This is a genomic window from Cellulomonas aerilata (assembly GCF_007991755.1).
Lineage (GTDB): Bacteria > Actinomycetota > Actinomycetes > Actinomycetales > Cellulomonadaceae > Pengzhenrongella > Pengzhenrongella aerilata.
Genome location: NZ_BJYY01000015.1, coordinates 60728 through 86829 on the forward strand (window position 1 = coordinate 60728; position 26102 = coordinate 86829).

Annotated in this window: 24 protein-coding genes; 20 read left to right on the top strand and 4 right to left on the bottom strand. The window is 74.9% G+C overall.

The genetic code is table 11. The features are described from left to right. Nucleotides 1–98: 98 nt before the first annotated feature. The 7 genes from CAE01nite_RS12130 (at nucleotide 99) to CAE01nite_RS12160 (ending at nucleotide 8960) form a co-directional block, all read left to right on the top strand. The gene (locus CAE01nite_RS12130) at nucleotides 99–1025 is read left to right on the top strand and encodes an ABC transporter permease (RefSeq protein WP_146904774.1); all 927 of its coding nucleotides are present in this window, start codon (nucleotides 99–101) and stop codon (nucleotides 1023–1025) included. Continuing rightward, a complete protein-coding gene (locus CAE01nite_RS12135) occupies nucleotides 1018–1974 on the top strand; it encodes an ABC transporter permease (protein WP_146904777.1) in 957 nt (318 codons plus the stop codon). The genes CAE01nite_RS12130 and CAE01nite_RS12135 overlap by 8 nt, the downstream gene beginning before the upstream one ends. Then, nucleotides 1971–3725: an ABC transporter ATP-binding protein gene (locus CAE01nite_RS12140; RefSeq protein ID WP_146904780.1), complete on the top strand. Its 1755-nt coding sequence runs from the start codon at nucleotides 1971–1973 to the stop codon at nucleotides 3723–3725. Before CAE01nite_RS12135 ends, CAE01nite_RS12140 begins: the two co-directional genes overlap by 4 nt. A 181-nt stretch (nucleotides 3726–3906) precedes the next feature. After that, entirely contained in the window at nucleotides 3907–5817 is a 1911-nt protein-coding gene (gene typA / locus CAE01nite_RS12145; RefSeq protein ID WP_146904783.1) for a translational GTPase TypA, read from the top strand. A gap of 181 nt (nucleotides 5818–5998) precedes the next feature. Continuing rightward, entirely contained in the window at nucleotides 5999–6367 is a 369-nt protein-coding gene (locus CAE01nite_RS12150) for a DUF6113 family protein (RefSeq protein ID WP_146904786.1), read from the top strand. Next, nucleotides 6364–6876 (top strand): flavin reductase family protein, encoded by a 513-nt coding sequence (locus CAE01nite_RS12155; protein WP_146904789.1) that lies wholly within the window; start codon nucleotides 6364–6366, stop codon nucleotides 6874–6876. Before CAE01nite_RS12150 ends, CAE01nite_RS12155 begins: the two co-directional genes overlap by 4 nt. 113 nt (nucleotides 6877–6989) lie before the next feature. Then, the gene (locus tag CAE01nite_RS12160; RefSeq protein WP_146904792.1) at nucleotides 6990–8960 is read left to right on the top strand and encodes a VanW family protein; all 1971 of its coding nucleotides are present in this window, start codon (nucleotides 6990–6992) and stop codon (nucleotides 8958–8960) included. Nucleotides 8961–8991: 31 nt separating this feature from the next. On the opposite strand, the gene CAE01nite_RS12165 is transcribed toward CAE01nite_RS12160, so the two are convergent. Next, a complete protein-coding gene (locus CAE01nite_RS12165; RefSeq protein ID WP_246131178.1) occupies nucleotides 8992–9183 on the bottom strand; it encodes a putative acetyltransferase in 192 nt (63 codons plus the stop codon). A gap of 239 nt (nucleotides 9184–9422) precedes the next feature. Here CAE01nite_RS12165 and fdxA point away from each other — a divergent pair, with 239 nt between their 5' ends. From fdxA to CAE01nite_RS12180, 3 genes are all read left to right on the top strand, one after another. Then, the gene (fdxA, locus tag CAE01nite_RS12170; protein WP_146904797.1) at nucleotides 9423–9749 is read left to right on the top strand and encodes a ferredoxin; all 327 of its coding nucleotides are present in this window, start codon (nucleotides 9423–9425) and stop codon (nucleotides 9747–9749) included. Between the two features lie 24 nt (nucleotides 9750–9773). Further along, the gene (gene dapC / locus CAE01nite_RS12175; RefSeq protein WP_146904800.1) at nucleotides 9774–10955 is read left to right on the top strand and encodes a succinyldiaminopimelate transaminase; all 1182 of its coding nucleotides are present in this window, start codon (nucleotides 9774–9776) and stop codon (nucleotides 10953–10955) included. Nucleotides 10956–11108: 153 nt separating this feature from the next. Continuing rightward, nucleotides 11109–12407 (top strand): citrate synthase, encoded by a 1299-nt coding sequence (locus CAE01nite_RS12180; RefSeq protein ID WP_146904803.1) that lies wholly within the window; start codon nucleotides 11109–11111, stop codon nucleotides 12405–12407. Between the two features lie 115 nt (nucleotides 12408–12522). Here CAE01nite_RS12180 and CAE01nite_RS12185 read toward each other — a convergent pair whose 3' ends face one another. Together CAE01nite_RS12185 and dapD are read right to left on the bottom strand one after the other, a co-directional pair. Next, a complete protein-coding gene (locus tag CAE01nite_RS12185; RefSeq protein ID WP_146904806.1) occupies nucleotides 12523–13395 on the bottom strand; it encodes a hypothetical protein in 873 nt (290 codons plus the stop codon). A 7-nt stretch (nucleotides 13396–13402) separates the two neighbouring features. Continuing rightward, nucleotides 13403–14371, bottom strand: coding sequence for a 2,3,4,5-tetrahydropyridine-2,6-dicarboxylate N-succinyltransferase (dapD, locus tag CAE01nite_RS12190; protein WP_146904809.1), 969 nt, complete (start codon nucleotides 14369–14371; stop codon nucleotides 13403–13405). A gap of 187 nt (nucleotides 14372–14558) precedes the next feature. Here dapD and dapE point away from each other — a divergent pair, with 187 nt between their 5' ends. The 6 genes from dapE to CAE01nite_RS12220 all read left to right on the top strand — a co-directional run bounded on the left by dapE (nucleotide 14559) and on the right by CAE01nite_RS12220 (nucleotide 20830). Then, on the top strand, nucleotides 14559–15677 hold the full coding sequence (gene dapE / locus CAE01nite_RS12195; protein ID WP_246131179.1) for a succinyl-diaminopimelate desuccinylase: 1119 nt from the start codon (nucleotides 14559–14561) through the stop codon (nucleotides 15675–15677). Nucleotides 15678–15687: 10 nt separating this feature from the next. Then, the gene (locus CAE01nite_RS12200; RefSeq protein WP_146904812.1) at nucleotides 15688–16554 is read left to right on the top strand and encodes an LOG family protein; all 867 of its coding nucleotides are present in this window, start codon (nucleotides 15688–15690) and stop codon (nucleotides 16552–16554) included. After that, nucleotides 16551–17558, top strand: coding sequence for a dihydropteroate synthase (locus CAE01nite_RS12205; protein WP_186816573.1), 1008 nt, complete (start codon nucleotides 16551–16553; stop codon nucleotides 17556–17558). The genes CAE01nite_RS12200 and CAE01nite_RS12205 overlap by 4 nt, the downstream gene beginning before the upstream one ends. A 173-nt stretch (nucleotides 17559–17731) precedes the next feature. After that, nucleotides 17732–18931, top strand: a complete 1200-nt coding sequence (locus tag CAE01nite_RS18785; RefSeq protein ID WP_146904815.1) for a putative hexosyltransferase — start codon at nucleotides 17732–17734, stop codon at nucleotides 18929–18931. A 127-nt stretch (nucleotides 18932–19058) separates the two neighbouring features. After that, entirely contained in the window at nucleotides 19059–19226 is a 168-nt protein-coding gene (locus CAE01nite_RS12215) for a DUF3117 domain-containing protein (protein WP_081784823.1), read from the top strand. Between the two features lie 44 nt (nucleotides 19227–19270). Next, on the top strand, nucleotides 19271–20830 hold the full coding sequence (locus CAE01nite_RS12220; RefSeq protein ID WP_146904818.1) for a leucyl aminopeptidase family protein: 1560 nt from the start codon (nucleotides 19271–19273) through the stop codon (nucleotides 20828–20830). A gap of 128 nt (nucleotides 20831–20958) precedes the next feature. Here the strand turns inward: CAE01nite_RS12220 and CAE01nite_RS12225 are convergent, their stop codons facing one another. After that, nucleotides 20959–21591 carry an O-methyltransferase gene (locus CAE01nite_RS12225; RefSeq protein WP_146904821.1) on the bottom strand — a complete coding sequence of 211 codons (633 nt, stop codon included), beginning with the start codon at nucleotides 21589–21591 and terminating at the stop codon, nucleotides 20959–20961. 270 nt (nucleotides 21592–21861) lie between these two features. Between CAE01nite_RS12225 and sigE the strand changes: the two genes are divergently transcribed. From sigE to CAE01nite_RS18195, 4 genes are read left to right on the top strand one after another with little or no spacing between them, the layout of a single operon-like run. Beyond that, complete coding sequence (gene sigE / locus CAE01nite_RS12230) at nucleotides 21862–22587, top strand: RNA polymerase sigma factor SigE (protein ID WP_146904824.1); 726 nt, start codon at nucleotides 21862–21864, stop codon at nucleotides 22585–22587. Beyond that, nucleotides 22584–23615 carry an anti-sigma factor gene (locus tag CAE01nite_RS12235; RefSeq protein ID WP_146904827.1) on the top strand — a complete coding sequence of 344 codons (1032 nt, stop codon included), beginning with the start codon at nucleotides 22584–22586 and terminating at the stop codon, nucleotides 23613–23615. The genes sigE and CAE01nite_RS12235 overlap by 4 nt, the downstream gene beginning before the upstream one ends. After that, nucleotides 23612–25462 carry a trypsin-like peptidase domain-containing protein gene (locus CAE01nite_RS12240; protein ID WP_246131180.1) on the top strand — a complete coding sequence of 617 codons (1851 nt, stop codon included), beginning with the start codon at nucleotides 23612–23614 and terminating at the stop codon, nucleotides 25460–25462. The genes CAE01nite_RS12235 and CAE01nite_RS12240 overlap by 4 nt, the downstream gene beginning before the upstream one ends. A gap of 30 nt (nucleotides 25463–25492) precedes the next feature. Further along, nucleotides 25493–26041, top strand: a complete 549-nt coding sequence (locus tag CAE01nite_RS18195; RefSeq protein WP_222595918.1) for a twin-arginine translocase TatA/TatE family subunit — start codon at nucleotides 25493–25495, stop codon at nucleotides 26039–26041. Nucleotides 26042–26102 lie beyond the last annotated feature (61 nt).

Consider the following 26102-nt stretch of genomic DNA (forward strand, 5'->3'; position numbering starts at 1 on the left):
CATGCCCGCGGCGGATTCGGAGGCGCCGGTACCCGGGTCTACAGTTCCGCGTCGGGCGCGAACCGCCTGACCCACGACCCACACGAGGAGGAGACCTGATGGCCTGGTACATCGGGCGCAGGCTCTTGCAGATGGTCCCGGTCTTCCTGGGCGCCACCCTGCTGATCTACGCGATGGTGTTCGCGCTCCCCGGTGACCCCGTGCTGGCGCTCGGCGGCGACCGCGGGCTCAACCCGGCGGTGGCGGAGCAGATCCGGGCGGAGTTCAACCTCGACAAGCCGTTCATCGTGCAGTACCTGCTGTACCTGCAGGGGATCCTCACCTTCGACTTCGGGACGACGTTCTCCGGTCGCTCCGTGCGCGACGTCATGGCCGAGGCGTTCCCGGTCACCTTCCAGCTCGCCGTCATGGCGCTGGTCTTCGAGGCCGTGCTCGGCGTCGCCGCCGGGCTCGTCGCCGGCCTGCGCAAGGGCAGGCTGTTCGACGCGACCGTCCTGCTCGTCAGCCTGGTCGTCATCGCCGTCCCGACGTTCGTCATCGGGTTCGTGCTGCAGTTCGCCCTGGGCGTGCAGTGGCGGCTCCTGCCGCCGACCGTCGGCGGCGACGTCAGCTTCCGGACCCTGCTGATGCCGGCGCTCGTGCTCGGTGCGGTGTCGCTCGCCTACGTCCTGCGCCTGACCCGGACGTCGGTCGCCGAGAACCTCTCCGCGGACTTCGTCCGGACGGCGACCGCCAAGGGGCTGTCGCGGCCGCGGGTGGTGACCGTGCACGTGCTGCGGAACTCGCTGATCCCTGTCATCACCTTCCTCGGTGCCGATCTGGGGACCCTCATGGGCGGCGCGATCGTCACCGAGGGCATCTTCAACATCAACGGGGTCGGCGGCACCCTCTACCGCGCCATCCAGCAGGGCCAGGCCCCGACGGTGGTGTCGCTGACGACGGTGCTGGTGGTCGTCTACATCGTGGCCAACCTGTTCGTCGACCTGCTCTACGCGGCTCTCGACCCGAGGATCCGATATGCCTGACGCGAACTCCTCCACCCGGCAGCACCAGGAGCACTTCTTCGCCGGGGTGGACCAGGCGCCGCTCGGGGCCGTGGACCTCGTCGACGAGAGCGGCGCTCCCGCCAACCTCTGGACGGACGCCTGGCGCGACCTGCGCAGGCGCCCGCTGTTCTGGGTCGCGGCCACGCTCATCCTGCTGGTGGTCGTGGTGGCGGCCTTCCCCCGGCTGTTCACCTCCCAGGACCCGAGGTTCTGCGAGCTGGGCAACAGCCTCGCCTCGCCGAGCGCGGGCCACCCGTTCGGCTACGACTTCCAGGGGTGCGACATCTACGCGCGCACCATCTACGGAGCCCGCGCGTCGGTCGCGGTCGGGGTGCTGGCCACGATCGCCGTCGTCCTCATCGGCGGGCTCGTCGGCGCGGTGGCCGGCTTCTTCGGCGGCTGGTTCGACGCCGTGCTCTCGCGGATCACCGACATCTTCTTCGCGATCCCGTTCGTGCTGGCCGCCATCGTGATCATGCAGATGTTCCGGGAGAACCGGAACGTCATCACGGTCGTCCTCGTCATCACGACGTTCGGCTGGCCGCAGCTCGCCCGCATCACGCGCGGCGCGGTGATGAGCGTGAAGAACGCGGACTTCATCACCGCCGCCAAGGCGCTCGGTGCCTCCCGCGTGACCACCCTGGCCCGGCACGTGATGCCGAACGCCGCCGCACCGATCATCGTGACGGCCACCGTCGCGCTCGGGACCTTCATCGTCGCCGAGGCGACGCTGTCGTTCCTCGGCATCGGCCTGCCGCCGGAGATCACCTCGTGGGGCGCCGACATCGCCAAGGCGCAGCGCAGCCTGCGCAGCCAGCCCTCCGTGCTGTTCTACCCGGCCGGGGCGCTCGCCCTGACCGTGCTCAGCTTCATCATGATGGGTGACGCCGTGCGCGACGCCCTCGACCCGAAGGCGCGCAAGCGATGAGCCACCCCATCACGGCCACCACGGCGACCGGTGCGCCCGCCCGGTCGCACGGCGACACCCCGCTGCTGCAGATCCGGGACCTGGACGTCGCGTTCACCACCGCCAACGGCACCGTCCCGGCGGTGCGCGGCGCGAACCTCACGGTGTACCCGGGGCAGACGGTCGCCATCGTCGGGGAGTCCGGCTCGGGCAAGTCCACGACGGCGCACGCGATCATCGACCTGCTGCCCGGCACCGGGAAGGTCACCGGCGGGTCCATCGTCTTCGACGGCCAGGACATCACGCACACCGGCCGCCGGGAGATGGTCGCGATCCGCGGCAAGCAGATCGGGCTGGTCCCGCAGGACCCTATGTCCAACCTCAACCCGGTGTGGAAGATCGGCTACCAGGTCAAGGAGGCGCTGAAGGCCAACGGCATCGCCACCGGCTCCGCCGCCGACGCGCGGGTCGCCGAGCTCCTCGCCGAGGCCGGCCTGCCGGACGCCGAGCGCCGGGCCAAGCAGTACCCCCACGAGTTCTCCGGCGGCATGCGCCAGCGCGCGCTGATCGCCATCGGGCTGGCCGCGCGGCCCAAGCTGCTCATCGCCGACGAGCCGACGTCGGCCCTGGACGTCACCGTCCAGCGCACCATCCTCGACCACCTGCAGGGCCTGACCGAGGAGCTCGGCACCGCGGTCCTGTTCATCACGCACGACCTCGGCCTGGCCGCCGAGCGCGCCGAGCACCTCGTGGTCATGTACCGCGGGCAGGTCGTGGAGTCCGGACCCGCGCGCCAGATCCTGTCCGCCCCGCGCCACCCCTACACCCAGCGCCTGGTCGCCTCGGCGCCGTCGCTGGCGTCCCGGCGCATCCAGAGCGCCAAGGAGCGCGGCCTGGAGTCCGCCGAGCTGCTCGCGACCACGCACGGCGACGGCATCAGCCCGACGCGCGACGTGGTCGTCGAGGTCGAGCACCTGACGAAGGTCTTCACGCTGCGTGGCGGTCGCCCCGGGTCGGCCAAGGACTTCAAGGCCGTGGACGACGTGTCGTTCTCCATCAAGCGCGGCACGACCATGGCGCTGGTGGGGGAGTCGGGGTCGGGCAAGTCGACCGTCGCCAACGTCGTGCTGAACCTGCTGGAGCCCACCTCCGGCACGGTCCGCTTCGACGGGACGGACCTGGCCGGCCTGGGCGCCAAGGAGCTCTTCGCGTTCCGCCGCCGGGTGCAGCCGATCTTCCAGAACCCCTACGGGTCGCTGGACCCGATGTACTCCATCTTCCGGACCATCGAGGAGCCGCTGCGCACCCACCGCATCGGCGACCGCCGCTCCCGGGAGAAGAAGGTCCGTGAGCTGCTCGACATGGTCGCGCTGCCCCAGACGACGATGCGGCGCTACCCCAACGAGCTGTCCGGCGGACAGCGCCAGCGCATCGCCATCGCGCGCGCGCTCGCGCTGGAGCCCGAGGTGATCGTCTGCGACGAGGCCGTCTCGGCGCTGGACGTCCTCGTCCAGGCGCAGATCCTCACGCTGCTCAACGACCTGCAGGCCGAGCTGGGGCTGAGCTACCTGTTCATCACGCACGACCTGGCCGTCGTCCGGCAGATCGCGGACGAGGTCTGCGTCATGAGGTCGGGACGCGTCGTGGAGGCGGCGACCACCGACGAGGTGTTCGACGACCCGCGCGAGGCGTACACGCGCGAGCTGCTCGCCGCGATCCCGGGCGCCCACCTCGAGGTCTTCGGGACCCCGGGCGAGGGCCTGAGCGCCTGACCCGCGGCCCGTCGGCCCCCGTCGCACCCGTCCGGTGCGCGGGGGCCGACGTCGTCCTGCCCCCGCGCAGGTGCGAGTGACCCACGTCATCGCGGGGTTCGAGGGCGGCGGGTAGAATCGAGGGCAGTGCGCCCCACCTGACGCGGCGCGGCCTCTCCCCTCTTCCGAAATGAGTCCCCCCATGTCTGTGCGCTCCGACCTGCGCAACGTCGCGATCGTCGCTCACGTCGACCACGGCAAGACCACCCTCGTCGACGCGATGCTGCACCAGTCCGGCGCGTTCGGCTCCCACGCGCACGTCGACGAGCGGGCGATGGACTCCGGTGACCTCGAGCGCGAGAAGGGCATCACGATCCTCGCGAAGAACACCGCGATCCACTACGCGGGTCCCGCTGCCATCGCGGCCGGTGAGCCCGACGGCATCACCATCAACGTCATCGACACCCCCGGCCACGCTGACTTCGGCGGCGAGGTCGAGCGCGGCCTGTCCATGGTCGACGGCGTCGTCCTGCTCGTGGACGCCAGCGAGGGCCCGCTGCCGCAGACCCGCTTCGTGCTGCGCAAGGCGCTCGTCGCCAAGCTGCCGGTGATCCTGGTCGTCAACAAGGTCGACCGCCCCGACTCCCGGATCGAGGAGGTCGTCGCCGAGTCGACCGACCTGCTCCTCGGCCTGGCGAGCGACCTGCACGAGGACGTCCCGGACCTGGACCTCGACGCGATCCTCGACGTCCCGGTCGTCTACGCCGCCGCGAAGGCCGGTCGGGCGTCGGTCAACCAGCCCGCCGACGGCGGCCTGCCCGACAGCGAGGACCTCGAGCCGCTGTTCGCCACGATCCTCGAGAAGATCCCGGCGCCGACGTACGAGGAGGGCGCGCCGCTGCAGGCGCACGTCACCAACCTCGACGCCTCGCCGTTCCTCGGGCGCCTGGCGCTGCTGCGCGTCTTCAACGGCGAGATCCGCAAGGGCCAGACCGTCGCCTGGGCGCGTGCCGACGGCTCGATGCAGAACGTCAAGATCACCGAGCTGCTGGAGACCAAGGCGCTGGACCGCGTCCCCACGGAGTCCGCGGGCCCCGGCGACATCGTCGCCGTCGCCGGCATCGCCGACATCACCATCGGCGAGACCCTGACGGACCCGGACGACCCGCGTCCTCTGCCGCTCATCACCGTCGACGACCCCGCCATCTCCATGACCATCGGGATCAACACCTCCCCGCTGGCCGGCAAGGGCGGCAAGGGTCACAAGGTCACCGCCCGCCAGGTGAAGGACCGCCTGGACAAGGAGCTCATCGGCAACGTGTCGCTGCGCGTCCTGCCGACCGAGCGTCCCGACGCCTGGGAGGTCCAGGGCCGTGGCGAGCTCGCGCTGGCGATCCTCGTCGAGCAGATGCGCCGTGAGGGCTTCGAGCTGACCGTCGGCAAGCCGCAGGTCGTCACGCGGACGATCGACGGCAAGACCCACGAGCCGATGGAGCGCATGACCATCGACGTCCCCGAGGAGTACCTCGGCGCCGTCACCCAGCTGCTGGCCCAGCGCAAGGGCCGCATGGAGACGATGTCGAACCACGGCACCGGCTGGGTCCGCATGGAGTTCATGGTCCCGGCGCGTGGCCTCATCGGCTTCCGCACCCGGTTCCTCACCGACACCCGCGGCACCGGCATCGCGTCGTCCATCGCCGAGGGCTACGAGCCGTGGGCCGGCCCGATCGAGACCCGCGTCAACGGCTCGCTCGTGGCGGACCGCTCGGGCGTCGTGACCCCGTTCGCCATGATCAACCTGCAGGAGCGCGGGTCGTTCTTCGTCGACCCCACGCAGGAGGTCTACGAGGGCATGATCGTCGGCGAGAACTCCCGCAACGAGGACATGGACGTCAACATCACCAAGGAGAAGAAGCTCACGAACATGCGCGCTGCCTCCAGCGACACGTTCGAGAACCTCGTCCCGCCGCGTCACCTCACCCTGGAGGAGTCCCTCGAGTTCGCCCGCGAGGACGAGTGCTGCGAGGTGACCCCCGAGGTCGTCCGCATCCGCAAGGTGGTCCTCGACCAGTCCGAGCGTGCCCGGATGTTCGCCCGCGCCAAGCGCGCCTGACACCACGGGCGCCGACGGGCCACCGCCCGTCCGGTGACCGCCGCACCGCACGACCACGGCAGCCGTCCCTCAGGGGGCGGCTGCCGTCGTCGTCACCGAGGCCGTCGTCGGCCCGGTGGTCACGGTCGGCCCGGGTCGTGGCGCCGCCGGACGGCCCCGGTGCGGCCGGTAGCGTGGGCGCATGGCTTCCAGCGGCACCCGGCGCGTCGGGCGATGGGTCGGCGCGCTCGCGCTGGGCGTCCTGATCGGCACGATCGGCACGGTCCTGCACCGCTCGGCGCCGCCCTGGGGCATGGCGCTGTGCCTCGCGGCGGTGCTCAGCTCGACGGTCCTGGTCCGGGCCTGGGCCGGTCTGCCGGCCGTCGCCTGCTACGCGGTCGGGTGGCTGGTCGCCGTGCAGGTGCTGTCCCTCAGCGGTCCGGGCGGCGACGTGCTGGTCCCGGCGGGGGACCGGCTGGGCTACGTGTGGGGACTGGGCGGGATGGTCGTCGTCGGCGTCGCGGTGTTCCTGCCCACGCGCTGGTTCCGCGACGCCCCGACGCCGGCATGACCGGGCCGTCGCACCCGCTGCCGCTCGCCGACCCGGACGCGTTCCGCGCCGCCATCGGACGCCTGCCGGCGGGCGTCGCGGTCGTCGCGCTGCAGTGGCGGGGCGTCGACCACGCGATGACGGCGAGCGCCGTGGCGTCGGTCTCGCTGGAGCCGCCGCTCGTGCTGTTCTGCGTGCACGAGGACGCCCGGTTCCGCGAGGCGCTGGACCACGTCGACCGGTGGGCGCTGAGCGTCCTGGCGGACACCGCCGCGCCGGTCGCGGACTGGCTCGCCTCGCCCGGCCGGCCCGCGGTCGGCCAGCTCACCCGGGTGCCGCACACCCGGGGGGCCGTCAGCGGGGCGGCGCTGGTCGACGACGCGGCCGCCTGGTTCGAGTGCCGGACGTCGGCGATCCACCGCGCCGGGGACCACGACATCGTCGTCGGAGAGGTGCTCGCCGTGGCGCAGGGCCGGCCCGACGCGGGTGGGGTCGCGCACCTGCGGGGCCGGATGCGTCCCGTCCGCTGAGGGGCGGGCACCCGGACCGGTGCCCGACCCGCGGGGCGCCGGACCGGGCCCAGGGGTGCACCGCCTAGAATCGTCCGGGCGGTGGGTGCCGCTGGGTGCACGAGGGAGACGGCATGGCCGAGATGACACGCCGGGACGATCCGCGCGGACGGGACGACGCCGGCTCGGCCGGCCGGCCCGCGGATGCCTCGGACGTGCGTCCCGCCGGGACCGACGCGACCGTGGTGATGCCGCCGGTCGGCGACGGGCCCCTCGGCAGCCGGACCGGCGAGCCCTCGACGACCGCCGGTGCGCCGTGGGCGCCGACCGGCACGGGCCACGAGCGCACGGCCGAGCAGCCCGGCACCGGCGGCCCGCACGACCCGGACGACCCCGACGCGTCGCCGCTGGCGGTCTTCGAGCCGGACGAGCGCCGCCGCCGGTGGCCCCGCGTCGTGGCGACCGGCGTCGGGGTGCTCGTCGTGCTCGGCGGCGGGTACGTCGGCGCCTCCTGGGCCCTGGCCGACGTCGTGCCCCGCGGCACCACGGTCGCCGGCGTCGACGTCGGCGGGATGGGACGCGACGACGCGCTCGCGGCTCTGGAGTCCGGTCTGAGCTCGCGCGCAGGAGACGACGTCCCGGTCGCGGCCAACGGGCGGACCACCTCCGTCCCGCCGGCCGCCGCCGGGCTCAGCCTGGACGCCGCCGCCACCGTCGACGGGCTCACGGGGTTCGACCTGCAGCCCGGTCGCCTGTGGACGCACCTGGTCGGCAACGGGGAGGTGCGACCCGCCGTCGACGTGGACGACGCCGCACTCACCGCGGCGGTGACCGGTGTCGCGGAGACCCTGGTCTCCCCGCCCGTGGACGGCGGTGTGGTGTTCGCCGACGGCGGCGCGCACGTCACCCCGGCGGCCGAGGGCTCGGCGGTCGACGAGGCCGGTGCGGCCGACGTGCTCCGCGACGACTGGCTGACCGGCGAGCGACCGCTCGAGCTGCCGACCAGCTCGCTCGAGCCCGACATCACCCAGGCCGAGGCCGAGACGGCGCTCACCACGCTCGGGGAGCCGTTCGCGGCGGCCCCGGTCGTCGTCGCGGTGGCCGACCGGACCGTCGAGCTGCCGGTCGACGTGCTCACCTCGCTGGCGAGCTTCGTGCCGCAGGACTCCGAGCTGCGGCTCGCCGTCGACGGCCCGCGCCTCGTGCAGGAGGTCCTCGCACGCACCACGAACCTGCTGACGGCGTCGTCGGACGCCCGCTTCGAGTTCGTGAACGACGCGCCGGTCATCGTCCCGGGGACCCCGGGCACCACGCTGGACCCGACCGCGCTCGCGGACGCCGTCGTGGCCGCGGGCACCGGCCAGGACCGCACCGCGCGCGTCGACCTGGTCACCAGCGACCCGGCGCAGTCGACCCAGAGGCTCGAGTCGCTGGGCGTCAAGGAGGTCGTCTCGGAGTTCTCCACGCCGCTGACAAACGAGCCGGACCGGACGGAGAACCTGCGGGTCGGGGCGTCCAAGGTCACCGGCCGACTGGTCCTGCCCGGCGAGGTCTTCAGCCTGACGGAGGCGCTCGGGCCGGTCACCGCGGAGGCCGGGTTCAACAACGCGACGGTCATCGTCAACGGCGAGCACGTGCCCGGCATCGGCGGCGGCCTCTCGCAGATGGCCACCACCACGTACAACGCCGGCTTCTTCGCGGGCTTCGAGGACGTGGAGCACCAGCCGCACTCGGAGTGGTTCGCGCGGTACCCCGAAGGCCGGGAGTCGACCCTGTACACCGGCGTGATCGACATGAAGTTCAGGAACACCTCGCCGTACGGCGCGCTCCTGCAGTCGTGGGTCGCCGACGGCCGGCTGCACGTGCGGATCTGGGGCACGAAGCACTTCACGGTCGAGACGTCGACCAGCCCCCGGTCGGCCGTCGTGCGGCCGACGACCGTCCACTCCTCCTCGCCCACCTGCATCCCGCAGTCCGCCGGCAACCCCGGCTTCCAGGTCACCGTGACGCGGCGCGTGCTGCTCGCGGGCGTCGAGCAGAGCACCACGTCGGACACGTGGCGCTACAAGCCCCAGAACGCGGTGGTCTGCGACCCGCCGCAGTGACGGACGGCCCGCTCGCGCCCGCCGGGCCGGCTCATCGGGCGGGTCGGCGGGCCGGCGCCGGCGGGACGCGCTTGGTGAGCACGATGTCGTCGGCGTCCACCCGGACCGGCCCGCGGCGGGTCGCCACGAGCATGCCGGTCGCGTCGACCTCGAGCAGGTCGCCCAGGACGTCGCCGAGCCCGCCCTCGGGCAGGGACCGGCGCACCACGACCCGTGCGCCCACCGGCCAGCCGGTCCACACCGGCGCCCGACCCGGCCCACACACGGGACCGCCCCCGGGCCCGGTCACGCCCGGCCCGCGGCGCACTGAGCGTCCCGCAGGCCCGGGGCGCGCCGGCCTGCACGGCCGATCGTGGCCCGGGTCACGTCCGTCCCGGTGGGGGCTTGGCTCACGAGGTGGATACTAGGAGCCGTCGGAGAGGGGCGGCGTCGTCGCCCGGACGGGGCACTGGAGGACTGACCGTGACGTATGTGATCGCCCAGCCTTGCGTGGACGTCAAGGACAAGGCGTGCATCGAGGAGTGCCCCGTGGACTGCATCTACGAGGGCAAGCGGTCGCTGTACATCCACCCCGACGAGTGCGTGGACTGCGGTGCCTGCGAGCCGGTCTGCCCGGTCGAGGCGATCTACTACGAGGACGACGTCCCGTCGCAGTGGTCCGAGTACTACAAGGCGAACGTCGAGTTCTTCGACGACCTGGGCTCCCCGGGCGGCGCCGCGAAGATGGGCGAGATCCCCAAGGACCACCCGATCATCGCGACCCTGCCGCTGCAGGTCGTCACCGACTGACCCGCCCGGGCGCCACCACCGGACATGGGACTGCGTAGCACCGGCCTGCCCGACTTCCCCTGGGACACCCTCACCCCGTACGCGGCGACGGCGCGGGCGCACCCCGCCGGCATCGTCGACCTGTCCGTGGGGACCCCCGTCGACCCGACGCCGGCGCTGCTGCGCGACGCGCTCGCCGGCGCGGCCGACGCCCCGGGCTACCCGACCACCCACGGCACCCCCGCGCTGCGTCAGGCGGTCGTGGACTGGTTCGCCCGCCGGCGCGGCGTGCCAGGGCTCGACCCCGACGCCGTCCTGCCGACGGTCGGCTCCAAGGAGCTCGTCGCCCTGCTGCCGTCCCTGCTGGGGCTGGGGGACGGCGACGTCGTCGTGCACCCCGCCACGGCGTACCCGACCTACGACGTCGGGGCGCGGCTGGCCGGGGCGCGCCCGCTGCCGGCCGACGACCCGGCCGTGTGGGGCGACGCGCCCGTCCGCCTGGTCTGGGTCAACTCGCCCGGCAACCCGGACGGCACGATCCGGTCGGTGGAGCAGCTGCGGGCGGTCGTCGACGCCGCGCGCGCCGTCGGGGCCGTGGTCGCCTCCGACGAGTGCTACGCGGAGCTCCCCTGGGACCGGCCGTGGTCGGCCGACGGCGTCCCGAGCATCCTCGACCCGCGGGTCAGCGGCGGTGACCCCACCGGCCTGCTGGCCGTGTACTCGCTGTCCAAGCAGTCCAACCTCGCCGGGTACCGCGCGGCGTTCGTCGCCGGCGACCCGCGGCTGGTCCGCGCGATGCTCGAGGTGCGCAAGCACGCCGGGATGATCGTCCCGGCCCCGGTGCAGGCCGCCATGACCGTCGCGCTCGGCGACGACGCGCACGTGGACGCCCAGCGCGAGCGGTACCGCGCCCGCCGGGCCGCCCTGCTCGGGGCCGTCGGGCACGCCGGGCTCACCGTCGACGGGTCCCAGGCGGGCCTGTACCTGTGGCTGCGTCCGGCGGGCGCCGACGCGGGCCCGGACGGGGACGCCGGCGGCGACGCACGCCCGGACGGGTGGGCCACGGTCGCCCGGCTCGCCGACCGGGGGATCCTCGTCGCGCCCGGCTCGTTCTACGGCGCCGCGGCCGCCGGGCACGTCCGGATGGCGCTCACCGCCACGGACGACCGGGTCGCCGAGGCGGTGCGCCGCCTGACCGACGGACCGCCCGTCCGGCGGCCGGGGTGACGGGCAGGCGTCGATTCGTCAGGTGCCGTCGGCCACGGGTAGCGTGAGCGCGGGCCGACGACGGCCGCCGGAGCGGACCAGCGTCCGCTGGCGCAGAGAGTCGGGCCCGGGCCGCGACACGGTTCGTGCCTGGGCCCCGTAGGAGGGAACCACATGTCTGACGCCGTCACGGCACCCGTCACGCTCACGGCCGGGGACAAGACCCTCGACCTGCCGGTCATGGGTGCCACGCAGGGCAACGACGGCATCGTCGTCTCGTCCCTGCTCAAGGAGACCGGCCTGGTCACCGTCGACCCGGGGTTCATGAACACCGCGTCGTGCGAGTCCGAGATCACGTACATCGACGGGGACGCGGGCATCCTGCGGTACCGCGGCTACCCCATCGAGCAGCTCGCGGAGAAGTCGAGCTTCCTCGAGGTCGCCTACCTGCTCATCCACGGCGAGCTGCCCGACCAGGGCGAGCTGGACGCGTTCGTCGAGCGGGTCAACCGGCACACGCTCGTGCACGAGGACTTCCGCACGTTCATGGGGACGTTCCCGCGCAACGCGCACCCCATGGCGGTCATGGCGTCGGCCGTGAACGCGCTGTCGACCTTCTACCCGGAGTCGCTCGACCCGTTCAACCCCGAGACGGTCGAGCTGGCCACCGTGCTGATCCTGGCCAAGACCCGGACCATCACCTCCTACCTGCACCGCCGCCGCGTCGGCGAGCCGCTGCTGTACCCGGACTACTCGCGCGGGTACGTCGACGACTTCCTGCGGATGACGTTCGCCGAGCCGTACTCGCAGTACGACGCGGACCCGGTCGTCGTCGAGGCCCTCGACCGGCTGCTCATCCTGCACGCGGACCACGAGCAGAACTGCTCGACCTCGACGGTCCGGATCGTCGGCTCCAGCCACGCCAACCTCTACGCCTCGGTCGCCGCGGGCATCAACGCACTCTCCGGCCCGCTGCACGGCGGCGCCAACGAGTCCGTGCTCAAGATGCTGGGCGAGATCCAGGCGGGTGGCGGTGACGCCACGGAGTTCATGACCCGGGTCAAGAACAAGGAGCAGGGCGTCCGGCTCATGGGCTTCGGGCACCGGGTCTACAAGAGCTACGACCCGCGCGCGGCCATCGTGAAGAAGGACGCCGACGCCGTGCTGCAGCAGCTCGGCAAGAGCGACGAGCTGCTCGACATCGCGCGCAACCTCGAGGAGATCGCGCTCAGCGACGAGTACTTCATCGAGCGCAAGCTCTACCCGAACGTCGACTTCTACACCGGGCTGATCTACCGCGCCATGGGCTTCTCCGAGCCGATGTTCACGCCGCTGTTCGCGCTGGGCCGCATGCCGGGCTGGATCGCGCAGTGGCGGGAGATGATGGCCGACAAGACGACGAAGATCGGCCGTCCGCGCCAGGTGTACACCGGTGCGGTTGAGCGCGACTACGTCGGGATCGACGGCCGCTGACGCGGGCGCCCCTGCGCTCACCGACAGGGTCGGACCCGCACGGGTCCGACCCTGTCGTGCGTCTGGGGGCACTCACGGGCGAGGGGGCGGGTGGTGCGCCCCGGGTGGCTCGCCGTCAGGAGGCGAGGGTCACGCGGACCTCGCCCGCCGGCAGGGCGGCCGTGCCGGACGACGCCCAGCCCTCCTGCCCGCGTGTCCAGGTGCGGTCCTCCACGGTGACCGACCGCACCGACTGCCCGTCCGCCACGGCGACCGACCACTGAGCGACCGCCCAGGCCAGCCGCGCCGGCTCGCCGTCCCCCGCGGGCAGCGCGGTGGCGTCCAGGACGACCGCGCCGTCGTCGGCGACGGTCCCGGGCAGGGCGCCGAAGTCCCGCGCAGCCCGGTCCAGCAGGGCGTCGGGTGAGCCGGGACCCTCCGCCGGGGCCAGCGCGCAGGTGACCGTGGCGGGGGAGTAGCCGGTCAGTCCGGACGCCCACGCCCGGGCCCGCACCTCGTGCTGGGCGTACGCCTCGGGGAACCCCGAGCGCTGCACGCGCTGCGCCGCGTCGGTGATCTCCAGGCCCTCGTACCCGTCGACCTCCGCGAGGACGTCGTAGAACGCGCCGGTCGAGTACACCGGGTCCATGATCTGCTCGACCGTGCCCCAGCCCTGGGACGGTCGCTGCTGGAAGAGCCCGACCGAGTCGCGGTCGCCGTAGTCGATGTTGACGAGCCGCGACTCCTGCAGCGCGGTGGCGATGCCGATCGTCGCCGCCCGCGCCGGCATCCCCCGCCGGACCGTCGCGGCGACCACCAGCGCGGCGTTGTCGCTCTGCGTGGGGCTCAGGTGCCACGGCGTGCCGTCCAGGTCCGCGGTGCACCGCTGCTCGACGACGTCCGGCCCGTCCAGGCGGTCCAGCGCGACGACGACCCCGGTCACCGCGACGCCCAGGGTCACCACCACGGCGACGGCGGCGCGCCCGGCGTGGCGACGGCGTCGGCCCATCGGCGGGTCAGTTGGCGTGCAGCGCGGCGTTGAGCTCGACGCCCGCGCCGCTGCGCGCGACCGCCTCCACGCCGCCGGTGAGCGAGTTGCGCCGGAACAGCACGCCGTCCACCCCCGACAGGTCGCGGGCCTTGACGACCCGCAGCTCGGGGGCGCCGGCCGCGTCACCGGCGGTCGTGGGGCCGACGAGCGTCACCTTGGTGCCCGCGGTCAGGTAGAGCCCGGCCTCCACGACGCAGTCGTCGCCGAGCGGGATGCCGAGCCCGGCGTTGGCGCCGAGAAGGGACCGACGGCCCACGGAGATGACCTCGCGGCCCCCGCCGGACAGGGTCCCCATGATCGACGCGCCGCCGCCGACGTCGCTGCCGTCGCCGACGACGACGCCGGCCGAGATCCGGCCCTCGACCATCGAGGCGCCCAGGGTGCCGGCGTTGAAGTTGACGAAGCCCTCGTGCATCACGGTGGTGCCCGGCGCCAGGTGCGCACCCAGCCGCACCCGGTCCGCGTCGGCGACCCGGACGCCGGACGGCAGCACGTAGTCGACCATGCGCGGGAACTTGTCGACCCCGAGGACGGTGACCGGCGACCCGGTCGCCGCGCGCATGCGCAGGCGGGTGGCCTCGAAGTCGGCCACGGCGCACGGGCCGCGGTCGGTCCACACCACGTTGGCGAGGACCCCGAACAGCCCGTCGAGGTTCTGCCCGTGCGGGGCGACCAGCCGGTGGGAGAGCAGGTGCAGGCGCAGGTAGGCGTCGGCCGCGTCGGCGGGCGGGGCGTCCAGGTCGATCTCGGTGCGCACGACGACGGTGCGCACGCCCCGGGCGTCGTCGTCCCCCTCCAGGGACGCCAGCTCCGCCGGGACGTCGGGGTCAGCGGGCGCCGCACCCAGGGCCGGGGCCGGGTACCAGGCGTCCAGGGTCGACCCGTCCGCCGCCACCGTGGCCAACCCGACGCCCCACGCGCTGCGCTCGTCCATGGCGACCAGGGTAGTCGGCGGCCGGTCGCCGGCCGGGCAGGGCCGTCCGGGCCGGTGCGGCGGTGGGAGGCAGGTGGCAGGCAGGTGGCAGGCCGGTGGTGGATCGGTGGCCGGGTCGCGCCGGACGGTCCGGGGCAGGGGAGGCTCCGGTCCGGAGGGCGCCGTCCGGCGTGGGTAGGGTCGCCGGGTGACCACTGCTGACCTCCCGGCACGCCCGCCGGTGCCCGTCCTGGACCCGGCCGGGGACCTGCTGACCCTGACCCGCGCGCTGTGCGACATCCCGTCCGTCAGCGGCGACGAGGCGGCGATCGCCGACGCCGTCGAGGCCGCGCTCGCCCCGCTGCCGCACCTGGAGGTGCTGCGCGACGGGGACGCGGTGGTCGCCCGCACCCGCCTGGGCCGCGCCCAGCGCGTCGTCGTCGCCGGGCACGTCGACACCGTCCCGATCGCCGGCAACGTGCCGACCTGGCTGGTAGGCGAGGGGGCCGAGGCGCAGCTGTGGGGCCGCGGGACCGTGGACATGAAGGGTGGGGTCGCCATCCAGGTCGCGCTCGCGGCGACGCTGACCGAGCCCACCCGGGACGTCACCTGGGTGTTCTACGACCACGAGGAGGTCGAGGCGTCCCTCAACGGGCTCGGGCGGATCGTGCGGGAGCACCCCGACTGGCTCGCGTGCGACTTCGCCGTCCTGGGCGAGCCCACCGCGGCCGGGGTCGAGGGCGGCTGCAACGGGACGCTGCGGGCCGAGGTCCGGGTCGCCGGGGTGGCCGCGCACTCGGCGCGCTCCTGGATGGGCGTCAACGCGATCCACGGTGCGGGGGAGGTCCTGCGCCGGCTGGAGGAGTACGTCGCCGCGGACGTCGAGGTGGACGGGCTCGTGTACCGCGAGGGCATGAACGCGGTCGGCATCACCGGCGGGGTCGCCGGCAACGTGGTCCCGGACGAGTGCGTCGTGACCGTCAACTACCGGTTCGCGCCGGCGCGCTCGGTCGAGGAGGCGTCGGCGCACGTCCGCGAGCTCTTCGACGGCTACGACGTCACGATCACCGACTCCTCCGGCGGCGCCCGCCCCGGGCTGGACCACCCGGCGGCGGCGGACTTCGCCGCGGCCGCCCTGGCGTTCACCGGTGGGACCCCGGCGCCGAAGCTGGGCTGGACCGACGTCGCCCGCTTCGCCGAGCTGGGCATCCCGGCCGTCAACTTCGGTCCGGGCGACCCCGTGCTCGCCCACAAGGACGACGAGCACTGCCCCGTGGCGCAGCTCACCCTCTGCCACGACGCGCTGCGGGCCTGGCTCACCTCCTAGAGTCGACCGCATGAGCGACGACGGCGTTCCGGTCCCCGGCAACGGCTACCGCAAGGGGCCCGTGCTGCTGCGCCGCGGCCAGGTGCCCACCACGACGACGGACCAGCGGCTGCTGGCCGGGCCGAGCAAGGACACCGACTGGCTGCACGGCGACCCGTGGCGGGTCATGCGGATCCAGAGCGAGTTCGTCGAGGGCTTCGGCGCGCTGGCGGAGATCGGCAAGGCCGTGAGCGTGTTCGGGTCGGCGCGGACCAGCCCGGACCATCCCGACTACGCGCTCGCGGTCGCGGTGGGCCGGGGCCTGGTCGAGGCCGGGTACGCGGTGATCACCGGCGGCGGTCCGGGGATCATGGCCGGCGCGAACCAGGGCGCGAGCCAGGCCGGCGGGCTGTCGGTGGGGCTGGGCATCGAGCTGCCGTTCGAGCAGGGCTTCAACCCGTGGGTCGACCTCGCGGTGAACTTCCGGTACTTCTTCGCCCGCAAGACCATGTTCGTCAAGTACGCCGAGGGCTTCATCGTGCTGCCCGGCGGGTTCGGGACCTTCGACGAGCTGTTCGAGGCGCTGACGCTGGTGCAGACGCACAAGGTCACCGAGTTCCCGGTCGTCCTCGTCGGGTCCGAGTACTGGCAGGGGCTGCTCGACTGGCTGCGGCAGGCGTGCATCCAGCGCGGGATGATCAGCCCGGCCGACCTGGACCTCATCACGCTGGTGGACGACCCCGACGAGGCCGTCGCGCACGTCGTCGAGCGAGGGGCCCAGCTGCGCGCCGCGGAGGAGGCCGCCGTCCGGGAGGCCGCCGCGGCCGAGGCCCAGGCCGCTGCCGAGACCGGCACCCGCGGCACGGTCCGAGGGCCGCGGACCCCGTCCGGGGCGTGAGCGCCGGGGTCCCGGCGGCCGGAGCCGTGCTGCGGCTGCGCAACCGGACGTTCGGCCCCGACCGCCCCGTGGTCATGGCGATCGTCAACCGCACGTCGGACTCCTTCTACCGCCCCGCGCGGCACGACGACGACGCGGCGGCGCTGGACGCGGTGGCCCGGGCGGCCGAGGAGGGCGCGGACCTCGTCGACATCGGCGGGGTGCGAGCGGGCCGTGGGCGGGAGGTGGACGCGGAGGAGGAGGTCCGCCGCGTCGTCCCGCTCGTGGCCCGGGTCCGGGAGCGGCACCCCGACCTGCTGATCAGCGTGGACACGTGGCGCGCGGAGGTCGCCCGGGAGGTCGCGCGCGCCGGGGCGGACCTGCTCAACGACACCTGGGCGGGCCACGACCCGGCGCTCGTCGAGGTCGCGGCCGAGCACGGGCTGGGGGTCGTCTGCTCGCACACCGGCGGGGCGCTGCCCCGCACCGACCCGTTCCGGGTCCTCTACCGTGCCGACCCGCGTGGCGACCTGCGGCCCGACCACCGTGCCGACCTGCGGCCCGAACACCGTGCCGACCTGCGGCCGGACCCCCGGGACGACGACGGTGCGCCGTCCGACCCGCGCGACGGCGTCCTGACCGACGTCCTGCGCACGCTGTCCACCGCCGCCGACCGGGCGGTGCGGCTGGGGGTCGACCCGGCCTCGGTGCTCGTCGACCCCACCCACGACTTCGGCAAGAACACCTGGCACTCGCTGCACCTGGTGCGGCGGACGCAGGCGCTGGTCGCCCTCGGGTACCCGGTCCTCATGGCGCTGTCCCGCAAGGACTTCGTCGGCGAGACCCTGGACCTCACCGTCGACGAGCGGCTCGAGGGGACCCTGGCGGCGACGGCCGTCGCCGCGTGGCTCGGCGCGCGCGTGTTCCGCACGCACGACGTGCGCGCCACCCGCCGGACGCTCGACATGGTCGCCGCGATCCGTGGGGACGCGCCGCCCGCGCGCGCGGTCCGCGGGCTGGCGTGACGGCGGACGCGTTGCACGTGCCGGCCGGCCCCTCCGTCCCCGCGGGCCGCCGCCGGCCGGGCCGACCCCGGCCCGGGCCGGCCCGACGCGACGCGAACCGACGTGGCCCGGCCCGACCCGGCCCCATCCGACCCGCCCTGACCCGGCCCCGCCGGTGGCCGTGGTGGCTGCAGGTGCTGGCCGTCTGGGCGGTGGCTCGGGCGTGGAGCGCCGTCGTGCTCCTGGTGGTCGCGCGGGAGCAGGTCGAGGTGCTGTGGGTGCCGCAGGATCCGTCGTACGTGCAGTACACGGGCCTGATGTGGGACGCCGACTGGTACCGCGGGATCGCGACAGAGGGCTACCCGGACAGCCTGCCCACCGGACCCGACGGCCGGGTGCTGCAGAACCCGTGGGCGTTCTACCCGCTCTACCCGCTGCTCACGCGCGGCGTCATGGCGCTGACCGGGGCGTCGTGGGCCCTGGCCGCGCCGACCCTCGCGCTGGTCCTGGGCGCGGGCGCGGCGCTGTGCGTGCACGCGGTGGTCCGGCGGGGCGCTCCGCGGGCGGTCGCGGCGGTCCCCGGCCTGCCGCTCGCGACGGTGGCGCTCGTCGGGTGCTTCCCCGCCGGTCCGGTGCTGCAGGTGGCCTACACCGAGTCCCTCGCGCTGCTCCTGGTCGCCGGGTCGCTGCTGCTCCTCCTCCAGCGCCGGTACGGCTGGGCCGCGGTGACCGTCGTCGCCCTGGGGTTCACCCGGGCCGTCGCCCTGCCGATGGCCGTCGTCGTGCTCGTGCACGCGGCGGTGCGCCTGCGCGCCGCCCGCCATGCCGCCCGCCATGCCACCCGGGACGGCGGGCGGGGACCCGACCGGCTGGGGCCGCGCGACGGCGCGGGACTCCTGGCGCTGCTCGCCGCGGCCGTGGTGTCCGGGGTGGCCTGGCCGCTGATCTGCGGGTGGGCGACCGGCGTGCCGGACGGCTACCTGCGGACGCAGGCCGCCTGGCGCGGCCGGCCCGAGGTCGTGCCGATGGTGCCGTGGCTCGACGTCGCGCGGTGGCTCTGGGGCCCGGCAGGCCCGTGGCTGCTCGTCCCCGCCGGCGCCCTGGTCGTGGCCGTGCTGCTCAGCCCACCGGCGCGCCGGCTCGGGGCCGAGCTGCAGGCGTGGACCGCGGCCTACCTCGCCTACCTGGTCGGCGTCGTCGAGCCCGGGACGAGCCTGGTCCGGTTCTCCCTGCTGGCCTTCCCCCTCGGCGCCGTCGCCGCCGGTGCGGTGCGCGGGCCGGCGTGGGCCCGGCGGCTGTGGCTGGGCGCCCTGCTGGTCGCCGGCGCCGCGCTCCAGCTCGCCTGGACGTGGGGCCTGTGGCGGCTCACCCCCCCATCCGGGTGGCCTCCGTGATCCGGAACGGTGCAGGTCAGCGCAACCACTAGACTGGACGACGGACATCCCGACCACTGCCACCCCCTCCTGCGATCGGGAGGGGCGTGTCCCGGGCGGGGCAGGTACGAACGAAGGAGAGCCATCGATGGCTGCCATGAAGCCGCGCACCGGTGACGGTCCGCTCGAGGTCACCAAGGAGGGCCGCGGCATCGTCATGCGGGTCCCGCTCGAGGGTGGCGGCCGGCTCGTCGTCGAGCTCAACGCCACCGAGGCGCGGGAGCTCGGCGAGGCACTGACCTCCGTCGTCAGCTGACGCACTTGGCCGGCCGTGGCACGAGGGCACCGGGCGCGAGCCCGGTGTCCGCACGCACTCTCCCCGAGGTCGTCGTCGAGCGCGGCGGCCTCTCGTCGGCGTCCCCGCTCGCGGGCGGCGTCGCGGCCCTCGCCGTGCCGGTCGCACCCGCCGTCGAGGGGGAGACCGAGCTGCAGCCGCGCTCCGGGACGGCGGACGCCGCCGCCCTGTACGGCGTCGACCTGGCCGAGGTCGCCGAGCGCGCCGGCGTGACCGGCGCCGCGGGTGACGCCTGGACGCTGCACCTGCCGCGCCGGCTCGTCGCGACGGCTCCGGCGTTCCCCTGGCAGGACCTCCCCGAGCGGCTCGTCCTGGTCGGCGTGGGGAGCGGGTCCACCGACGACCTGCGCCGGGCCGGCGCCGCGCTCGCCCGGGCGACCCGGGGGCTGGGGAGGGTCGTCACCACCCTCGGCTCCGAGGGCGGACCGCAGGGCCCCGACGGCGTGCGCGCCCTCGTCGAGGGGTACCTCCTCGGGTCCTACCGGATCCCCACGCAGGCCACCGGCTCGCCCGCGCCCGGGCCCGCCGAGCGGCTCGTGCTGCTGCGGACGCACGGCGACGACGTCGCGGCGGCCGTCCGGTCCGCCCAGGTCGCGGCGCGCGCCACGTGGCTCGTGCGGGACCTGGCCAACACGCCGTCGAACACGAAGAACCCGGCGTGGATGGCCGAGCAGGCCCAGGAGCTCGCGGCGCAGCACGGCCTCGAGGTGCGCGTCCTGGACGTGGAGGGCCTGACCGAGGAGGGCTTCGGCGGCATTCTCGCCGTCGGCCGCGGCTCGGCGAGCGAGCCCCGCCTCGTCACGGTCGGCTACACCCCGGCCGACGGTCGCGCCGGACGGCACGTCGTCGTCGTCGGCAAGGGCATCACGTTCGACACCGGCGGCCTGTCGATCAAGCCCCGCGAGCCCATGGTGCCGATGAAGACCGACATGGCCGGTGCCGCGGTCGCGCTCGCGACCGTCCTGGGAGCCGCCGAGGCCGGTGTGGGCCACCGCGTCACCGCTGTCCTGCCGCTCGCCGAGAACCACGTGGGGGCGGAGTCCTACCGACCCGGGGACGTCCTGACGCTGCGGGGCGGACGGACCGTGGAGATCGCGAACACCGACGCCGAGGGCCGCCTGGTGCTCGGGGACGCCCTGGCGTACGCCCACGAGGAGCTGGACCCGGACGTCCTCATCGACGTCGCGACCCTGACCGGGGCCGCCACGATGGGCCTGGGCAAGCAGCACGCCGCGCTGTACTCCGCCGACCCCGCGCTGGTGGCCGGGCTGGAGTCGGCCGGCACGGTCACCGGCGAGCGGGTCTGGAACATGCCCCTCGTCGAGGAGTACGCGGACGCCGTGCGGTCCGACGTCGCCGAGCTGCGCCACGTGCCCCTCGACCCGCCCGGTGGCGGCTCCATCACCGCCGCGCTCTTCCTGCGCGAGTTCACCGGCGGCCGCCGGTGGGCGCACCTGGACATCGCCGGCCCGGCCCGGGCCGGCAAGGACAGCCACGAGGTGACCGAGGGGGCCACCGGGTTCGGCGCGCGGCTCCTGCTGCGCTACCTGGAGACGCTGGTCTGACGGACCCGGCCGCCCGCGCCGACCACGGCGGGGAGCGACGGCCTCACGGCACGAGGGCCCGGCAGCACGCGCTGCCGGGCCCTCCTGCGTGACGAGCGTCGGCGGGCATCGTCCGCCGGCGGGGCATCTCAGCGGCGCACGGCCAGCAGCAGCCCGTCGCCGGTGGGGAGCATCGCCGGCAGCACGCGCTCGTCGTCGCGCAGCGTGCGGCCGACCTCCCGGATGACGGTGGTGGTCTCGTCCCGGCGGGCGGGGTCCGCGACGCGGTCGTGCCAGAGCGCGTTGTCGACGGCCAGGACGCCCCCCGGGCGCAGCAGGCGCAGCGCCTGCTCGACGTACGCCGGGTAGCCCTCCTTGTCGGCGTCGACGAAGACCATGTCGTAGGCGCCGTCGGTCAGGCGCGGCAGCACGTCCAGCGCGCGGCCCGAGATCGCCCGCGTACGGGTCGGCTTCAGCCCGGCCTCGGCGAACGCCTGCTTGGCGGCACGCTGGTGCTCCACCTCGACGTCGATCGTCGTCAGCACGCCGTCCTGCGGCATGCCGCGCAGCAGGTACAGCGACCCCACGCCCGCGCCGGTCCCGACCTCCACGACCGCCCGGGCGCCGAGCGTGGCGGCCAGGACCCCCAGCACCGCGCCGCTGCCGGGGGAGACCGGGACGCAGCCGAGCTGGCCGGCGCGTTCCCGGGCGCGCAGCAGGACGTCGTCCTCCGGCACGAACTCCTCGGCGTAGACCCAGCTCTGCGTCTTGTCGGTGGAGATGGCGGCCTCCCGGCGGTGCGTGCGGCGTGCGTGCGTGGGTCGGATGCGGCCTGACGGTCGCCCCGACCGGCGATGCTACCGCCGGGGTCCTGCCGCGGGCCGTGCACCGCACCGCGCTTTCACCCCGCCCACCGACCGTCGCGGCCGCCGTGCGCGGAACGTCCCCGGCCCGTGCGGCGTTGCTCCTCACAGGGATCGCCCAGGAACCTCTGGGACGATCGTCAGCCGGACGTCCGACCGCCGGACCGTCCCGACGAGGAGTGATGAACGATGGCCGTGGCCCCGCCGGACCGCGCGCAGGGTGCCGCCCCCGTGCTGGGTGGTCCCGCGCTGCCGGGTGGGCCGACGTCCCCCGCCGGCTCGGCTCCCTCCGTGGACCCCGCGACGTCCGTGGGGGACGAGGTGCCGGTCTCCGCGGCGTGGGTCCCGCCCACGTGGGAGGACATCGTCCGGGACCACTCCGCGCGCGTGTACCGGCTGGCCTTCCGCCTCACGGGCAACAAGCACGACGCCGAGGACCTGACCCAGGAGGTCTTCATCCGGGTGTTCCGCTCCCTGTCGACCTACGCGCCGGGGACGTTCGAGGGCTGGCTGCACCGGATCACGACCAACCTGTTCCTCGACGGCGTGCGCCGCAAGCAGCGCATCCGCATCGACGCGATCGGCGACGACTCCGAGCGGCACCCCGCCACGGGGGACCTGCACAACCCGGAGCGGCGATTCGAGCACGCGAACCTGGACCTGGACATCCAGCGGGCGCTCGGCGACCTGTCCCCGGAGTACCGTGCGGCCGTCGTGCTGTGCGACATCGAGGGGCTGTCCTACGAGGAGATCGCCGTGACGCTCGGCATCAAGCTGGGCACGGTCCGCTCCCGCATCCACCGGGCGCGCGCGCAGCTGCGCCGGTCGCTGGCGCACCGGGCTCCGCAGGCGCTGCTCGCCGGGGACCTCGCCGACGGCGACCCGCTCGCCGGGCTCCGGGTGGCGCAGCCATGAGCCACCACCTGGGCAGCCTGATCAGCGCGCTGGTGGACGGGCAGCTGTCGCCGGCGGACGCCGAGCGCGCGCTCGCGCACGTCGCCGCGTGCAGCCCGTGCGCCGACGAGCTCGCCGCCGCGCGCCAGGCGCGGCGGGCGCTGTCCGCCGCCGACGACGTCGCGCCGGCCCCCGAGCTCACCGCGCGGCTGCTGGCGCTGGGGTCGTGCCACGACCTCGGCACGCCGGGGGTGGCCGGGGTGGCTGCCGGGATGGCCGCCGGGCGCGACCGCCGGCGTCCGGTCGTGCCGCTGGGGGAGTCCGCCTTCGCGGTGCCCGCCAAGGCGCTCAGCGGTGACCTGGTGCGCCGGCGCCGCTTCGACCCGCGGGCGGTGATCGGCGTGGTCACCGGCGCGGGGGTCGTCATGACGGCCCTGCTGCTGCTCGGCGAGGAGCCGCGCGTGGCGCCGTCCACGCACCGGGCCGACGCGCTCACCGCGCTGAGCCGGGCGCCGCAGGAGTGGGCGGTCGGCTCGGGGTCGGCCGAGCGGCAGATCCACGCGACCCTCGCGGCGGTCGCGCCGCTCGGCGCGGGGTCGGACCCGGCGGCCGTGCAGCGGCTCACCGACTCCGCGGTGCTGGACTGGGTCCGCGGGGAGGGATGGACGGGTCCGGACCGGCTGCCCGACGGGTACGTCGTCACGGACGTCCGCATCACGGGGGACGACGCCGAGATGCTCGAGGTGGACCTCGCCGGTCCCGACGGCCGGGTCGTCCTCACCGAGCAGCACGGGTGGCTGGACGTCACCTCGCTGGGACCGGTCGAGGAGCGCACAATCGACGGACGCACGCTCTACGTCGTGTCACGCCACCCGTGGCACGCCGTGTGGCAGGCCGACGACACGGTCGTGTCGATCGTGTCGGAGGCGCCCGAGGACCGGGTGGCCGACGTGGTGGACGCGTTCCCCGTGGCGGGGTACGACGACGGGATCCCGGCGCGCCTGACGCGCGGCTGGGACACGGTGACAGGAGCCTTGGTCAACCCATGACGACGCCTCAGCACGACGGCTTCCAGCCCGACGTGCCACAGCCCGGTGCGCCGCAGCCCGAGATGGCGCAGCCCGAGGTGGCGCAGCCAGAGGCGGTGCAGCCCGAGGTGGCGCAGCCGGCGGCGGTGCAGCCCGAGGTGGCGCAGCCGAACCCGTTCGCGCCGCCGTCGACGAGCTACCACGCGGCGCCCCCGGCGGGTGCGGCCCCGCGCGCGCCATGGCCGGCCACGCACGGCGGGTCGCCGTCGTCCGCACCGCCGTCGTCCGCACCGCCGTCGTCCGCGCCGCAGCAGGCGGGTCCGCCGGCCTTCGCGCGTCCGCACGTCGCGCCGCGCGAGCCGTTCGGCCAGCCGCACGCCGGCCCGGCGCCGTACGGCCGGCCCGACGCAGGGGCCAACCCGTACGTCCGCCAGGACCGCCAGGACGAGAGCGGCCCGAGCCCGTTCGTCCGACGCGACGAGAGCGGGCCGAGCCCGTACGCCCGCCCGCACGAGAGCGGGCCGAGCCCGTACGCCCGCCCGCACGAGAGCGGGGCGAGCCCGTACGCCCGCCCCGACACCACCGCGCCGGCCGGGTACGAGCGTCCGTCGCCCTACGCGGGGCCGGGGACCGACCGCGTCGCGGCCGACAACCCGGCGCCGACCGTCGAGGGCGCCCGGTCGTCCGACTCCTGGTGGAACGCGACCACGCCCTGGCCGCCGCCGGGCCTGGAGCCCGACCCCGCGCCTGCCCGCCCGCCGCGCCGACGGCGCTCGCTGAGCGTCGCCTGGGTCGTCCCGCTCGTGCTGGTGTCCCTGCTGGCCGGCGCCCTGGGTGGCGTGCTGGCCGACGGGGTCCGCGACGAGGGCCGGCCGGCGGACGCGGCCCTGCCCGTGTCCGTCAGCCCCGACTCCGAGCCGCGGTCGGCGACGAGCGTGGCCGGCCTCGCGGCGTCCGTGCTGCCCAGCGTGGTGTCGATCGAGGTCACCACGTCGACCGGGGCCGCCACCGGGTCCGGGTTCGTGCTGCGCGACGACGGCTACCTGCTCACCAACAACCACGTCATCGCCGGCGGGGTGGAGCCGGGCTCGCGGATCGCCGTGACGTTCTCCGACGGCAGCGAGGAGGACGCCACGATCGTCGGCCGGACTGGCGACTACGACCTCGCGGTGCTCAAGGTCGAGCGCACCGGGCTCGCCCCGCTGGCCCTCGCCGACTCCGACGAGGTCGCCGTCGGCGACCCGGTCGTGGCCATCGGGGCGCCGCTGGGCCTGGTGGGCACGGTGACGACAGGGATCGTCAGCGCCCGCAACCGCCCCGTCGCGGCCGGCCAGGCGAGCGAGACGGCGTTCATCAACGCCATCCAGACCGACGCGGCGATCAACCCGGGGAACTCCGGCGGCCCGCTGGTGAACGCCGCGGCGGAGGTCGTCGGCATCAACTCCGCCATCGCCCAGCCGCCCGGTGGCCAGGGCGCGTCCGGCAGCATCGGGCTGGGTTTCGCCATCCCGGCGAACCAGGCCCGGCGCACCGCCGAGCAGCTGATCGAGACCGGCACGGCGACCTACCCGATCATCGGCGTGCTCCTCGAGCAGGGCTACCAGGGCGAGGGCGTCCAGGTCGCGCTCGCGGCGCAGAACGGCACGCCGGCGGTCACCGAGGGCGGTCCGGCGGCCAACGCCGGCATCCGCCCCGGGGACGTCATCGTCGCGATCGACGGCCGTCCGGTGACGGACCCGGACGAGCTCATCGTCTCCATCCGCGCCAAGGCCCCCGGCGACGCCACCGTGCTGCGGGTCCGCTCCGGCGACGACGAGGCGGACGAGCGGGACGTCCGGGTCGTCCTCGACGAGGCCACCAGCGACTAGAGCCGCTCCCGGCTGGATAGGGTTGGCCACGTGCTGGGCATCAACGGTGGCGAGTTCCTGCTGCTGATCGTCGTGGCGCTCGTGGTGGTCGGGCCCGAGCGTCTGCCCCGCTATGCCGAGCAGCTGGGCGCCTGGGTGCGCACGGCCCGCCAGTTCGCGCTGCAGGCGAAGAGCCGCGTCAGCGAGGAGCTCGGCGAGGACGTCGCCGACGTCGACTGGGCCGCCCTGGACCCGCGGCGCTACGACCCGCGGCGCATCGTGCGCGAGGCGCTGATGGACGACCCGTCGCCGGCCCCGGTCCGGGGGGCGACGGCCGGGGCGGCCGCGGGGGCGACGGCACGGGGGGCGGGCGCGTCCCCCCGCACGAGCCCGTACCGCGCGGGGCCGCCGCGGACGCCGGCCGGTGCGACGGCTACGAGCGCCGCGGGCTCCGCGGGCTCCGACGCCCCGGGCGCCGCGGGGGTGACGGCCACGGGTGCCGCGACGGTCGGCGCCGTGACCACGGGCGCCGCGACCGGCGAGGCCGTGAGCCCGGCCGCCGAGCCGCCCCCCGCCCCGTTCGACGACGAGGCCACGTAGCCGCCGCCGTCGGCCGTCACCGCCCCGCGCACCGTGCGGCGCACCGTGACGGACCTGCGAG

What these genes read in the sequence shown, in the direction of transcription:
- CAE01nite_RS12140 (WP_146904780.1), top strand. Translation starts at nt 1,971, where the DNA reads ATGAGCCACCCCATCACGGCCACCACGGCGACCGGTGCGCCCGCCCGG.
- dapC (WP_146904800.1), top strand. Translation starts at nt 9,774, where the DNA reads ATGGGACTGCGTAGCACCGGCCTGCCCGACTTCCCCTGGGACACCCTC.
- sigE (WP_146904824.1), top strand. Translation starts at nt 21,862, where the DNA reads ATGGCCGTGGCCCCGCCGGACCGCGCGCAGGGTGCCGCCCCCGTGCTG.
- CAE01nite_RS12180 (WP_146904803.1), top strand. Translation starts at nt 11,109, where the DNA reads ATGTCTGACGCCGTCACGGCACCCGTCACGCTCACGGCCGGGGACAAG.
- dapD (WP_146904809.1), bottom strand. Translation starts at nt 14,371, where the DNA reads ATGGACGAGCGCAGCGCGTGGGGCGTCGGGTTGGCCACGGTGGCGGCG.
- CAE01nite_RS12235 (WP_146904827.1), top strand. Translation starts at nt 22,584, where the DNA reads ATGAGCCACCACCTGGGCAGCCTGATCAGCGCGCTGGTGGACGGGCAG.
- CAE01nite_RS12135 (WP_146904777.1), top strand. Translation starts at nt 1,018, where the DNA reads ATGCCTGACGCGAACTCCTCCACCCGGCAGCACCAGGAGCACTTCTTC.
- CAE01nite_RS12155 (WP_146904789.1), top strand. Translation starts at nt 6,364, where the DNA reads ATGACCGGGCCGTCGCACCCGCTGCCGCTCGCCGACCCGGACGCGTTC.
- CAE01nite_RS12200 (WP_146904812.1), top strand. Translation starts at nt 15,688, where the DNA reads ATGAGCGACGACGGCGTTCCGGTCCCCGGCAACGGCTACCGCAAGGGG.
- CAE01nite_RS12215 (WP_081784823.1), top strand. Translation starts at nt 19,059, where the DNA reads ATGGCTGCCATGAAGCCGCGCACCGGTGACGGTCCGCTCGAGGTCACC.
- CAE01nite_RS12130 (WP_146904774.1), top strand. Translation starts at nt 99, where the DNA reads ATGGCCTGGTACATCGGGCGCAGGCTCTTGCAGATGGTCCCGGTCTTC.
- CAE01nite_RS12185 (WP_146904806.1), bottom strand. Translation starts at nt 13,395, where the DNA reads ATGGGCCGACGCCGTCGCCACGCCGGGCGCGCCGCCGTCGCCGTGGTG.
- typA (WP_146904783.1), top strand. Translation starts at nt 3,907, where the DNA reads ATGTCTGTGCGCTCCGACCTGCGCAACGTCGCGATCGTCGCTCACGTC.
- CAE01nite_RS12240 (WP_246131180.1), top strand. Translation starts at nt 23,612, where the DNA reads ATGACGACGCCTCAGCACGACGGCTTCCAGCCCGACGTGCCACAGCCC.
- CAE01nite_RS12160 (WP_146904792.1), top strand. Translation starts at nt 6,990, where the DNA reads ATGGCCGAGATGACACGCCGGGACGATCCGCGCGGACGGGACGACGCC.
- CAE01nite_RS12150 (WP_146904786.1), top strand. Translation starts at nt 5,999, where the DNA reads ATGGCTTCCAGCGGCACCCGGCGCGTCGGGCGATGGGTCGGCGCGCTC.